This window comes from Erwinia sp. PME.40.26/001, assembly GCF_055556675.1.
Genome location: NZ_JBVHNP010000001.1, coordinates 1,480,289 through 1,493,044 on the forward strand (window position 1 = coordinate 1,480,289; position 12,756 = coordinate 1,493,044).

A 12,756-nucleotide genomic window follows, 5' to 3' on the forward strand; every position below is an offset into this window, starting at 1 on the left:
TCTTTAGGGTCAGCCCTTTTTAATGCTTATAACGTTTCGACCACATCAATCCAGCCGTGTCCGGTGGTGACTTTCTGCCCGTTCAACCAGCGGCGCAGCATATTCATCGCCAGCATGGCGACCATGTCCTGGCGGGCTTTCAGGCCGTGACGGCTGACGTTAAATTTCACCTTTTGTGCAAAGGTGCCGTCCGGGGTATGCAGCGCAAAGCCCAGACGATCGTCTTCCAGACCGCCCACGACCAGCGCCAGCCTGGCGTGATTCTGCCTGGCCAGCTGCTGACTGCGCGCCGCCAGCACCCCCAGCGACTCACTCTGATTAGGTAATACGTTGCCCGCGACCAGCGAGGCCCCTGCGGAGATCAGCTGCCACTGCAGCAGACCCGCGCTGAACTGTTCGCTGATACTCAGCGACAGTTTGTGTTCCTTCAGGCGACGCGCCAGCTGTTCAGGTAGAGTTTCAAACCCTTCGAAAATCACGCTGTCCCCGGCAATTTCACGTACCTGCTGCCAGAACTGCTCCATCTCTGCTCTTTTTGACGCCGGACCGTTCAGCTTCAGTTCAATGATCGGCATGGAGGCACGATAGCCCATCACCACGCCCTCCGGCAGCGGCAGGGGTTCAATATCGGAGGCCAGATCGCTTTCCCCGCGGCCAAAGGTTGTCATGCGCAGGCATAACGGCGGCTCCGGCAGCTGAAAGCGCGCCTTGAGGCGCGGCAGGATTTGATCCATCACCATCACTTTGTATTCAGAGGGCACGCCGGGGGTGAAGAAAATCCAGCAGCGGTTGAGCTGCATGGCAAAACCGCAGGCCGTCCCCACCGGATTATCAATCATCTCGGCACCCTGTGGGATCTCCGCCTGCTTGCGGTTGCTGGGGGCCATTGCCTTACCGCGGCTGGCAAAGAAGGCTTCCATTTTCACCAGCCACTCAGGGTGGATCTCCAGCTCTACCCCAGCGGCGGTAGCCGCCGCCAGCGCGCTTAAGTCATCACTGGTCGGGCCCAGCCCGCCGTTGACGATCAGCACATCGGCCACCTTGCTGCGTTCAGTCAGTACTGTGACCAGCTCCTGCAGGCTGTCACCCACCGTCTGACGGCTGGTCATCGGCAAGCCGTGTTCAAACAGTACGCCAGCCAGCCAGGCCGCATTGGTGTCGACGATCTGTCCGTGCAGGACTTCGTCGCCCGTCGCGAGCATTTCCACTCTTATCATGTTGTTCTCCGGTGTACTTATGTCATGACACTGTAGGAAGCCCTTCCGGGAAACACAATGTCATTTTCGACAACGCCCGGTTATTTCTGCTGCTGCGCGACCCACGCCTTCAGCTGCTGGCGGGAACGTTTAAGGGATCCCCCCTCTGCCGCCGGCAGCGGATACCATGCCACCGGGCGCTGATAGCCGGCGAGCCGCGGGGCGGCCCAGGCCGCCAGGCGGTCCAGGGCAATTCCGCCTTCGACCAGCGCCACCGGCCGCTGACCGTACTCGGCACTCGCCTGCGGCACGATAAACACCTGCGTGACCGCTGGATGTGCCTGCACTATTTTTTCGATCTGTTCGGGCTGCACACCTTCGCCCCCCGAGAAAAACAGATTATCGCGTCGCCCGTCAATCACCAGCTCATCCTGCAGCCAGCGGCCACGGTCGCCGGTGTGTAACCATCCGTCAGCGTCAGCCAGCGGCCGTAGCGCACCCGCCGACCAGTACCCGGATGCCAGCGCCGGCGAACAAACCCAGACTTCTCCCTCCACCAGACGAACCTGATGCCCGGCTAAGGGCGGCCCGACACCGGAACGGTGATCTGCACGGCGGGCGCAGACGGTCGAGGCGGTTTCGGTCATACCATAGCCGCAGTAGCAGCGCAGCCCGGCCTCTTCAGCCTTACGGGTCAGCTCCCCCGGGATCTGTGCGCCACCGAGCAGCACCGCACGCAGGCTGGCGGGCAGTGCTGACTGTTGCAGCAGCCGCCAGAGCTGGGTAGGGACCAGCGAGGCCAGCGTGCTGCGCGCCAGGGCCGCATGGAAACCGCGGGCATCCGGGATCACCAGAGTCGCCCCCAGCGACAGCCAGCGCCAGAGGATCCCCATACCGGAGACATGGAACAGCGGCAGTGACAGCAGCCAGCGGTCATCCCTCTTGCCGTTCATCAGCGCGGCCACCGCCGCCGCGCTGTAGAGATGAGCAGCAAAGGTGTGCGCGGCGGCTTTGGGAAGCCCGGTGGAGCCAGATGTCAGCGTCAGCGTGGCGATCCGCTCCGGCTGCCACGGAGCACTGCTCTTTCCCGTCGCCCGGCACAGCGTCAGCGGCGGAAGCGGCGCGGCCACAGGCCCGGCCAGATTCAGCATAAAACGTGCTGACAACCCCGGCAGCAGCGCGTCCCGCTGTTCAGCGGGAAGTCCGGGATTGAGTCCCAGCACCCGCGCGCCGCAGGCCAGCAGCCCGAGCCATGCCAGCAGGGCATCAAGGCTGTTGCCGCTGCGCAGGACCACCAGGTCGCCCGGGTTGACCCCCTGCTGGCGGAAACCGGCGGCCTGTCCGCTGATGGCCTGCCCCAGCTGCTGCCAGGTCAGGCGCAGCTGACCGGCATCAACCGCCAGCGCCTCCGGGCAACGCTGCTGCCAGCCACACCACGGCCAGTCGGTTATCGCTGCCAGAGACATGATAACGCCTCGTGCCCCTGAACGGGGAGCGCACTGCCCGGCCACGCTCTGAGCACCTGCTGCTGCATCAGCTGCAGCGTGTCCAGCCCCGGCAGCACCCCCGGCGTCAGCCAGTGTGCCAGCCGCGCCAGCAAAGTCAGCCCCAGACTGGACTCCAGCGTACTGCTGATCACCGGAGTCAGCCCGTGCGCCTGCGCCTGTCTCACCTGCCGCTGCACCCGCTCAATGCTGCCGGTCAGCGTGGGTTTGATCACCACAGCGACCACGCCGGGCGCTGCGCTCAGCGCGTCTTGCTCCTCACGCAGGGTTTCGTCCCAGGCAATATTAATGCCGGTCTCTGCGGCGAAGGCCAGGCTTTGCTGCCGATCCCTGCACGGCTCCTCGATAAACGCGATGCGTGAACGCAGCGCGGGTGAGACATGGCGGGCGAAACTCAGCGCTTTTTCCAGCGTCCAGCTGCGGTTAGCATCGAGCCGCAGGGTCAGCTGAGGCAGTGCTTCAAGCAGCAGGCTGGCCTGCATCCCGTCGCGCACCGCCTCGTACAAGCCCACCTTCATTTTCGCCAGCGGCTGCGGCTGCTGACACAGGCGCTGGAACAGCTCATCGGGGTCGCCGCTGCACAGCTGCGCCAGACGATACTCCCCCTCAGCAGGCAGTGTGTTACTCAGCCCGGCCAGCGCACAGCTGATGCCAAACGCCACGGAGGGCAGTTCACTTTCTGCAGGCATCACGCCATCACACCACTGTGACAGCCAGCCGGTGGCCTGCTCCCGAGCCTGTTCCGGCGTTTCATGACTGAACTCCGGCAGTGGCGCAATCTCGCCCCAGCCCTCCGTCTGCCCATCGCACAGCCTCACCAGCATCCCCTGTCGCACTTTTAACCGCTGATGGCGCAATACCACCCCGGCCTCCAGCGCAATCTGATATCCGTACAGCGCGGCGCGGCGCATCAGGGATTACGCCGAAACGGACTGAAGTCAGGCTGGCGTTTCTGGTTAAAGGCGTTGCGCCCTTCCTGCCCCTCTTCGGTCATATAGAACAGCATGGTGGCATTCCCCGCCAGCTCCTGCAGCCCGGCCTGTCCGTCACAGTCGGCATTGAGGGCCGCCTTCAGACAGCGCAGCGCCATCGGGCTGTTTTGCAGCATCTCGCGGCACCAGCGTACCGTCTCTTTTTCCAGTTCGGCCAGCGGAACCACCGTATTCACCAGCCCCATATCCAGCGCCTGCCGGGCATCGTACATCCGACAGAGGAACCAGATTTCACGTGCCTTTTTCTGACCGACGATGCGCGCCATATAGGCAGCGCCCCAGCCGCCGTCAAATGAGCCGACTTTCGGCCCTGTCTGGCCAAACTGCGCGTTATCGGCAGCAATTGTCAGGTCACACATCATGTGCAGTACGTGCCCGCCGCCCACGGCGTAGCCTGCCACCATCGCCACCACCGGCTTCGGGCAGGTACGGATCTGCCGCTGCAGGTCGAGGACATTCAGATGATGAACGCCGGCGTCATCCTGATAGCCGCCGTAATCGCCGCGCACTTTCTGATCTCCACCGGAGCAAAAGGCCAGGTCACCTTCTCCGGTCAGCACAATGACCCCGACAGCCGGATCCCGCCGGGCGTTATCCAGCGCCTGCTGGATTTCCACGATGGTCTGCGGACGGAAGGCATTGCGCACCTGTGGCCGATTGAGGGTAATTTTCGCTATGCCATCATCAGTTTTGTGGTAGCGAATATCGCAGAACTCAGCGCCGCAATCCTGCCACTGCGCCGGGGCATAAAGCTGTTTTTCATCGGGATACAACATCAGGGCTCCTTAATTATGATTAAGCACGCGTGCAAGCTGATGGGCAAACCCCAGGGGGTTCGCCAGGTGTGTGTTATGCCCCGCCGCTGGAATGACCGCCGGGGGCAGCGCCGCCTGCCGGGCCAGCTGTAAAAATTTCTGATCCCACTCACCGCACAGATAACGGAATGGGAAATTTTTCTCCCGCAGTTCGGGCAACAGATCCGGCTGCGCCGACAGTGAGGTCGCCTGAAGCATCGCCGCCAGGTCTTCGCCACGATTATTCAGCCGCCGGGCCACCAGACGCTGTCGCTCGACCGCTGTCAGTTCGGCAAAAACCGGCTGCTGATACCACAAATCCAGTACCTGACCGAGCGGCTGCTGGCGGAACCGCGCTGCCCAGCTGAAATCGTGATCGCGGCGGTGGCGGCGTTCGACGGGGTTACTGAGGCCAAAATGCCCCGCCTCGACCAACAGTCCCGCCAGACCGCTTCCGGCATGACGACAGGCGTGATACAACGCCAGTCGCCCGCCCAGCGAGTAGCCTATCAGCCAGTAGCGGTCGACCTGATGGAAGTGCAGCGTGGCGTTAAGCCGCTGTGACAGATCGTCGAAATCGGTGACGGTCTGCGCCTGGGATCCGCCGTGGCCGGGCAGGTCAACACTCAGCAGCGGCCAGTGGCTGAAATAACGCTGTACCGGCTGCCAGTCCGCCGCACTGCCAAGAAAGCCGTGCAGCCAGACCAGCACCGGACGCGTACTGTGGTGGTGCCCCTGCCAGTGTGCATGAAGCATCATAAGTGGATTACCTCACTGGCACAGCGCGCCAGGGTTTGGGCACCTTCGTCCCCGTGGGTCACAACTTCGATCAGCGTCACGCCCCCCTGAAAGCCCTGCGCGACCGACTCCCGGAGCGCCTCCCAATGGGTGGGGCGGGCAAACTGCAAGCCAAACAGCGCCGCTGCATGGCGGAAGTCGACCCTGGGTGGCTGGGTGAAAAAGCGTTCCCGTTCGGCGGAAGGCGTGGGCAGCATGGAAAAGATCTGGCCGCCCTGGTTATTAATGACCATCACCACGACCGGGGCAGAAGCCTGTTGCAGCAGCGCCAGGCTGTTGAGGTCGTACAGCGCGGACAGATCGCCCAGCAGGATCAGCAGCGGCTGTGCCGTGCCCCGCTGGACGCCCGCGGCCGTCGCCAGCAGCCCGTCAATGCCGCTGGCACCGCGATTACAGTAGACCGGATAACCCGCAGGAAGCTGTGCAAAAGCATCGACCAGGCGTACCGAAAGGCTATTGCCGATGAACAGCGCCCCGTTTTCTGGCAGCAGCCCGCTCAGGCGGTGGGCCAGTTGCGCCTCGCCAAACGACTGCAGATGCTGGGCCAGGTACTGCAGGGTACGTCCGGCCAGCCGGGCCAGTTCCGGGCACCAGGGACGATGCGCGGCGGCAGGATGGCGCTGCAGCCAGTCGGTCATCTCTGCCTGAATTCGCCGGCCGCGCACGCTGCCAGGATGGCGCTGACCCGGCAGCGGGTCGACCAGCCAGTAAGTATCCGGGCGGCAGCTGTTCTGGTAGTCCAGCAGATTTTTGCCGGTCAGGCTGCCGCCAAACTGCACCACGATCTCTGCCGCCGTCAGCGCCTGCCGTGCCGCCGGATGCGCCAGCCACAGGGCAGCACAGGGCAGAGGCTGCCCGGTCTGCGACACCACGTCACCCAGCAGTGGCCAGCCCAGCTCACTGGCCCACGCGGCCAGCAGACTGCCCTCCTGTGCGCTGACGCGTCCGGCAATCACCACCCCGCGTTTATTCCGCCACTGTGGCCAGTCATTTTCTACGGGAACACGGTGTTGCTGAGGGTAATGCAGCCAGGGCTCCCGGCTCTGCCACCAGCTCCCGAGTTCATCCTGCCACGCATGGAAGTCGTCGCTGTCGGGGCCATACAGGGGTTCTGCAAACGGGCAGTTAATATGCACGCCGCCGTGTTGCTGCTGTGCCAGCAGGGTGTCCACCGCCGATACCAGCCAGCGTGCCGGAATGGAAGGCGTCGGACGGGGAAGATTGAGGGATGCGCTAACGTGAGGTGCAAAGATGCCGATCTGGTCAATCGCCTGATTTGCACCGCAGTGGATCAGTTCAGGAGGGCGATCGGCACTGATTGCCACCAGCTTTTCACCGGTGAGATGCGCTTCCACCAGCGCCGGATGAAGATTCGCCACGGCCGTACCGGAAGTGACGATCATCGCGACAGGCTGTCCGGTGGCTTTTGCCAGCCCCAGGGCCAGAAAACCCAGGCCTCGTTCGTCAAAGTGCGTATGACATAACACGTTTTCACGGGCCGCGGCTGCCAGCGCCAGCGGAGCCGATCGGGAGCCCGGGGCAATGCAGATGTGACGAACACCGTGGCGCGTCAGCGCTTCCAGCAGTACGGTAGCCCAGCGGCGATTGAACGTTGCGTGCGACAGGTCTTGCTGCATAGCCACTCCCGATCAAAAATCCTCGCGCTATTATAATCAGGCGCTTTCGTCGTCTTTTTGATTTGGGCCAGCTTTACCCCCGCTTTCCCACCCTCAGCAACGCGCCGAGGGTCGCGGCTTTACTCTCGACCTCCTGCCATTCCTGCTCCGGCACTGAGCCGCTGACGATACCGGCCCCGGCGTAGAGACGCACCTGCTCACCCGCGACCCGGGCACAGCGTAGTACCACGGAGAATTCGCTCTGTGACTGCGACAGATAGCCGATCGACCCACTGTACCAGTCGCGTCTGAAAGGCTCCTGCTGGCGGATAAAAGCCAGGGCATCTGCGCGCGGCAGCCCTGCCACCGCCGCCGTCGGCTGCAGGCGTTCCACACAGTCGGCATCATCAGGCTGCAACAGGCGGGCGCGAATACGTCGCCGCAAATGCTGCAGGTGCCGGAGGGGAAGCAGCTCTGTCGGCATCACCTCCAGCCCGGTGACAGCACCCGCCAGGCGCTGGCGAATATCGTCGACCACCAGGCCGTTTTCCCACTGATTTTTTCTGTCCTCCAGCAGACCCGCCTGTTCCAGCCCGGCGGTTCCGGCCAGCGCTTCACTCTCCAGCTGCTTCCCATGCCGCGCATACAGCCGCTCAGGACTCGACCCGACCAGCGCCTGTCCTGCGCCGGTCGCCAGCATAAAGTGATAGCAGCGGGGGTTGATACGCCGGCTGGCGGCCAGCAGCGCAGCAGGTGACAGCGGGCCGGACAGGGTGACATCGCTGGCACGCGCCAGCACGACTTTATCCAGCTCTCCTGCCGTAATCGCCGCCAGGGCCAGGTTGACCCGCCGCAGCCAGCCGGGTTTATCCGGCAGCTGACGTACCGTAACAGCATAAGGTAACGGCGGCGCAGGCCTGGCCGGACGCAGGGCCCTGAGCCAGCATGCCATCCGCCGGGCTTCCTGCTGCAGGGAACGGTCACTGACCAGATTGAGCATTAACCGCTGGCCGGTAGCATCCTGCTGCCAGAGCAGCGCGGGCAGGAAGAAAAAGCTGCTGCCGTCAAAGCGGTTTGCTCCCGGCAGCCGCCAGTTCGCCGGGAGTGACGCAAGACGCCGCGTCGCAGACAGGATGGAGTCAAACTGCTCCAGCGCCCCGCAGGCGGCCATCAATGCTTCGCCGCTGCGCGCCTGCCAGTAAAATTGCGGCCAGCAGGTCTGGGCATCCAGCCAGTTCAGGGCATCAGTATCAGGAGACAATGGAACGCAGAGCTGCTGCTGACCGGGTGCAGAGACCCTGACCTGCAGGAGCTGGTGAATGAGCTGGTCTATAGCCCGGGCAAGTTGCATGCTGACCTCAGCGATAAAACAAAGAGAGGTCTATCGTAGCGGCAGAGAAAACGGGAAATATTGATCCGGACAAGGGGAACAGCGGAGAGGTCAATGAAACAGACGCCTGGAGGCGTCTGTTAGCAAGCGTATCTGTTAACGACGTGCCAGCAGCAGGCCGATCACCAGGCCCACGGTCGCACCGACGCCAATACCCTGCCAGGGTTTGTCGTGTACGTAATCATCTGCACGCGTTACCGCCTGACGGGCGCGGACGTAGTAGGTATCCGACGCGTTGCTGATGCGGGACTTCACCTGATGCAGCGATTTTTCCGCTTTGGCTTTCAGCTCTACATATTTCTGATCGGCCGGATCGCCCGACGACTTCAGCACTTCTTCCAGTGTTTCAGTGAGCAGCGCCAGATCGTCATCGAGGCGAGTTTCATGTGGTTCAGTCGTAGTAGTCATTTCCATTCTCCTTGGGCGAATTAACGTCGTCAGATAACTATAGACAGTTTCCACCGCTTTGTTTGACGAAAACTACCAGGAATTAACTGAGAATGGCGAACGGCCTGTTGCGTGTGGTGTGCGGACAGTGCTGTAAATTCCGATATTTACGTTAATTCACATGCGAAACCACTGCGGTATTTAGATTTATCTGATAAATTTTGCGTGAACTGAATCATTACCCTGGCAGGCTGTCGTAACTCCCTGTAGCCGGACGCAAGCCGGCTGAGCGAATGCGTGCAAACGCACGACAGTCACTACAAACTCCGTTCACCTGAGGAAATTATTTCCGGCATGAATCGAAGAATGTTTATGAAAGCGTCAATGGCATTCGCAACCCTCAGTGGGATGTCGGGTTTATCCACGTTATTCTCCCAGGCTGCCTGGGCTGAAGACGGGATTGCCGATGGTTCCGCCAAGCGATTTGATTTTGATGTGCTTAAAAAAATGGCCGCCGATATGGCAAAACAGGCCTATGGTGGCGCTCCGGCACCGTTGCCCGAAACGCTGGCAACGCTGACTCCGCAGGCCTATAACGAAATCCAGTATGATGCTAACCACTCGCTGTGGAACGGCATCGACAATCGCCAGCTTGATGTTCAGTTCTTCCATGTAGGGATGGGCTTTAAACGCCGTATCCGCATGTTCTCGGTTGATGGTGCCAGCCGGGAAGCGCGGGAAATCCACTTCCGACCTGAGCTGTTCAATTACAACAACGCACACGTTGACACTAAGCAACTGGAAGGTAAAACCGACCTCGGCTTCGCCGGTTTCCGCGCGTTTAAAAAACCGGAGCTGGCAAAACGGGATATCGTTTCCTTCCTCGGGGCCAGCTATTTCCGCGCAGTGGATGAGACCTTTCAGTACGGCCTGTCCGCCCGTGGGGTGGCAATCGACACCTTCAGCAACGGCAAGGAAGAGTTCCCGGACTTTACCGCCTTCTGGTTCGAAACGCCAAAAGCCGATGACACCACCTTTGTGGTCTATACCCTGCTGGATGGGCCAAGCTGCACCGGCGCGTTTAAATTCACTATTCACTGCGAAGACAAACGCGTGGTGATGGAAGTGGAAAACCACATTTATGCGCGCAAGGATATCCAGCAGCTGGGTATCTCCCCGATGACCACCATGTTCAGCTGCGGCAATAACGAACGCCGCATGTGTGACACCATCCACCCGCAGATCCACGACTCCGATCGCCTGGCGATGTGGACCGGTTCAGGTGAATGGATCTGTCGCCCGCTCAACAACCCGCAGCGTCTAACGTTCAATGCCTATCAGGATGAAAATCCGCGCGGTTTCGGCATGTTGCAGCTGAACCATGACTTTGACAGCTACCAGGATGTGATTGGCTGGTACAACAAGCGTCCAAGCCTGTGGGTGGAGCCGGTGGGCAAATGGGGCAAAGGGGCGATTAACCTGATGGAGATCCCGACCACCGGGGAGACACTGGATAATATCGTCTGCTTCTGGCAGCCAGCCGACGCCATTAAAGCCGGGAGCGAGCACAGCTTCTCCTACAAGCTTTACTGGAGCGGCCTGCCGCCGGTACGCAGCGGGCTGGCACGCGTAAATGCCACCCGCACCGGTATGGGCGGCTTCCCGGAAGGCTGGGCTCCGGGTGAACACTATCCGAACGTCTGGGCTCGTCGTTTTGCCGTCGATTTTGTGGGTGGCGATCTGAAAGCCGCTGCGCCGAAAGGTATTGAGCCGGTGATTAATATCTCCTCCGGCACGCTGAAACAGGTTGAAATCCTCTACGTTGAACCGATCAACGGTTATCGTATTCTCTTCGACTGGTACCCTGACAGCGATGCCACCGATCCGGTGAATATGCGCCTGTTCCTGCGTACCAAAGATGAGACATTAAGCGAAACCTGGCTGTATCAGTATGTCCCACCGCCGCCAGACAAGCGTAAGTATGTTGATGACCGGGTCATGACTGCTGGCTAAGAGCGCGTAAAGCAAATGATGTGGGGCGACCGAAAAATCGCCCTCCTTCCTGTGGCGTACGCAGAATTACATGCCCTGCGTACGCTGCATATCAATATGTGGAATACCGTCCTCGAGATACGCTTCACTGACCGCAACAAATCCCTGACGACCATAAAACTCCTGCAAATGCGCCTGTGCTGAAAGAAAAATCGGCTGCCCGGGCCAGTGCTGTTCGCAGCTGTTTAGCGCCTGCACCATCAGCCGGCTGCCCAGATTCAGCCCACGCGCATCACCGGACACAATCACCCGACCAATCTTCACCGGCTTACCGGCGCTGACCGGGCCCAGAATGCGAAGATACGCCACCAGTTTATTCTCCAGCATCCCCAGCAGATGGCGGTTGTTCCCGAGCAAATCCGCACCATCTATATCGAGATAAGGGCACTGCTGCTCAACGATAAATACCGCGTTACGTAATGCCAGCAGCCGGTAGAGCTGGGCGGCATCAAGTTCGCTGTGGTGCAGGTCTTGCCAGATGATATCCATTAACTTAGCTCCTCCGATGAAGCAAAAAAAAATCGGGCCACTGTGGGCCCGATTATTATTATCTGTATTGCATGAAATTACATCAGTGGCTGCGCCAGTTTCACCAGCGAAATCAGCGGCTGCGGGAAGATACCCAGTATCAACACCAGAATCGCAGAGATCAGCACCACCACCCCACCGGCGGTAAATGCCCAGTTGGCCGGCGCGTCACGCTGAGATAACTCAGGCGGAGACAGATACAGGCTGACGGTCATACGCAGGTAGTAGTACAGACCAATGGCACTGCCCAGTACCACCGCACCGGTCAGCCACCACAGCTGCGCACTGACGCCCACAGCAATCACATAGAACTTACCGATAAAGCCCAGCGTCATCGGGATACCCGCCAGCGACAGCATCATCACGGTCATGACGGACGCGAGGATCGGACGGTGCCAGAACAGACCACGGTAAGAGTACATGGAATCCGCATCCGGGCCACGGTACGGGCTGGACATCAGGCTGACCACACCGAAAGCACCCAGGCTGCTGAACAGATAACCGGCCAGGTAAACGCCCACGGTTTCCATCGACAGCTGATGAGTCTGCACGGCGATCAGTGCCACCAGCAGGTAACCCAGGTGAGCGATCGAGGAGTAACCCAGCAGGCGCTTAATGTTGCTCTGCGAGATAGCCATCAGGTTACCGAACAGCATCGAAGCGACCGCAATCAGACTGAGAACGATGCGTACACCCTCGTTGTCGGCCATCGGCGCATACATAAACAGACGCATCAACACGCCAAAGATGGCGATCTTGCTGGCAGTCGCCAGGAAGGTCGATACCGGAGCCGGAGCGCCCTGGTAAACATCCGGCGTCCACAGGTGGAATGGTACCAGCGACAGTTTAAAGCCAAAGCCGACGATCATCATGCCCAGACCGGCCAGCAGCAGCGGTTCATTGATAACGCCGTCGTTCAGGCTTTTACCCAGTGAGGCAAAGCTCAGGCTACCGGAATCAGCATACACCAGCGCCATACCGAACAGCAGGAATGAAGAGGCTGCTGCCGACAGAATAGTGTATTTGATGGCCGCTTCCAGCGATCGTTTTTGCTGGAAGGCGTAACCCACCAGACCAAACAGTGGCAGCGAAATCAGCTCGATACCGATAAACAGCGAGGCAAGATGGTTCGCACTGGCCAGGACCACACCGCCCAGGGCAGCAATCAGCACCAGCAGATAGAACTCTTCGCGATTATCCGGATAGGTTGCCAGCCACGGGTAGGCGAAGGTGCAGGTGGCCAGGCTGGCCAGGATCACCAGCCCGGTATACAGCATTGAATAGCCGTCCACCCGCATCAGCGGGGTAACGTCCATTGGCCCTGCCTGGCCGACAAAGTACAGAGAAAACAGCGCCAGGTTCAGACCGACCACGGCCAGCGTCGCATTAACGAAGTGGTTGCGTCGCCACGCAATGGACAGCATCACAACTACCACCGTCAATCCGACGATCAGCAGCGGCAGAAGCGCGATCAATTGTTGAGGAGTTATTGTCATGG

General features: G+C 60.5%; 11 protein-coding genes. 1 reads left to right on the forward strand and 10 read right to left on the reverse strand.

From position 1 onward, the window contains the following. Window positions 1-26: 26 nt before the first annotated feature. The 8 genes from ACZ3HG_RS06985 to elaB form a co-directional block, all read right to left on the reverse strand. The gene (locus ACZ3HG_RS06985) at window positions 27-1,217 is read right to left on the reverse strand and encodes a nicotinamide mononucleotide deamidase-related protein YfaY (protein ID WP_465332449.1); all 1,191 of its coding nucleotides are present in this window, start codon (window positions 1,215-1,217) and stop codon (window positions 27-29) included. Between the two features lie 80 nt (window positions 1,218-1,297). Next, window positions 1,298-2,662 carry an o-succinylbenzoate--CoA ligase gene (gene menE, locus ACZ3HG_RS06990; RefSeq protein ID WP_244633619.1) on the reverse strand — a complete coding sequence of 455 codons (1,365 nt, stop codon included), beginning with the start codon at window positions 2,660-2,662 and terminating at the stop codon, window positions 1,298-1,300. After that, window positions 2,644-3,612, reverse strand: a complete 969-nt coding sequence (gene menC, locus ACZ3HG_RS06995) for an o-succinylbenzoate synthase (RefSeq protein WP_465332451.1) — start codon at window positions 3,610-3,612, stop codon at window positions 2,644-2,646. Before menC ends, menE begins: the two co-directional genes overlap by 19 nt. Beyond that, the gene (gene menB / locus ACZ3HG_RS07000; protein ID WP_191932998.1) at window positions 3,612-4,469 is read right to left on the reverse strand and encodes a 1,4-dihydroxy-2-naphthoyl-CoA synthase; all 858 of its coding nucleotides are present in this window, start codon (window positions 4,467-4,469) and stop codon (window positions 3,612-3,614) included. The genes menC and menB overlap by 1 nt, the downstream gene beginning before the upstream one ends. A 9-nt stretch (window positions 4,470-4,478) precedes the next feature. Next, on the reverse strand, window positions 4,479-5,246 hold the full coding sequence (gene menH, locus ACZ3HG_RS07005; RefSeq protein ID WP_191932999.1) for a 2-succinyl-6-hydroxy-2,4-cyclohexadiene-1-carboxylate synthase: 768 nt from the start codon (window positions 5,244-5,246) through the stop codon (window positions 4,479-4,481). Beyond that, the gene (gene menD / locus ACZ3HG_RS07010; RefSeq protein ID WP_191933137.1) at window positions 5,243-6,910 is read right to left on the reverse strand and encodes a 2-succinyl-5-enolpyruvyl-6-hydroxy-3-cyclohexene-1-carboxylic-acid synthase; all 1,668 of its coding nucleotides are present in this window, start codon (window positions 6,908-6,910) and stop codon (window positions 5,243-5,245) included. Before menD ends, menH begins: the two co-directional genes overlap by 4 nt. Window positions 6,911-6,995: 85 nt before the next feature. Then, window positions 6,996-8,252 (reverse strand): isochorismate synthase, encoded by a 1,257-nt coding sequence (locus ACZ3HG_RS07015; protein ID WP_465332454.1) that lies wholly within the window; start codon window positions 8,250-8,252, stop codon window positions 6,996-6,998. Between the two features lie 135 nt (window positions 8,253-8,387). Next, window positions 8,388-8,699 (reverse strand): stress response protein ElaB, encoded by a 312-nt coding sequence (elaB, locus tag ACZ3HG_RS07020; RefSeq protein WP_062742943.1) that lies wholly within the window; start codon window positions 8,697-8,699, stop codon window positions 8,388-8,390. A gap of 333 nt (window positions 8,700-9,032) precedes the next feature. Here elaB and ACZ3HG_RS07025 point away from each other — a divergent pair, with 333 nt between their 5' ends. Continuing rightward, the gene (locus ACZ3HG_RS07025; protein WP_191936639.1) at window positions 9,033-10,691 is read left to right on the forward strand and encodes a glucan biosynthesis protein D; all 1,659 of its coding nucleotides are present in this window, start codon (window positions 9,033-9,035) and stop codon (window positions 10,689-10,691) included. A 66-nt stretch (window positions 10,692-10,757) separates the two neighbouring features. Here ACZ3HG_RS07025 and ACZ3HG_RS07030 read toward each other — a convergent pair whose 3' ends face one another. Both ACZ3HG_RS07030 and nuoN read right to left on the reverse strand, forming a co-directional pair. After that, window positions 10,758-11,219, reverse strand: coding sequence for a GNAT family N-acetyltransferase (locus tag ACZ3HG_RS07030; protein ID WP_191933002.1), 462 nt, complete (start codon window positions 11,217-11,219; stop codon window positions 10,758-10,760). Between the two features lie 77 nt (window positions 11,220-11,296). Continuing rightward, on the reverse strand, window positions 11,297-12,754 hold the full coding sequence (nuoN, locus tag ACZ3HG_RS07035) for an NADH-quinone oxidoreductase subunit NuoN (protein ID WP_062742946.1): 1,458 nt from the start codon (window positions 12,752-12,754) through the stop codon (window positions 11,297-11,299). Window positions 12,755-12,756 lie beyond the last annotated feature (2 nt).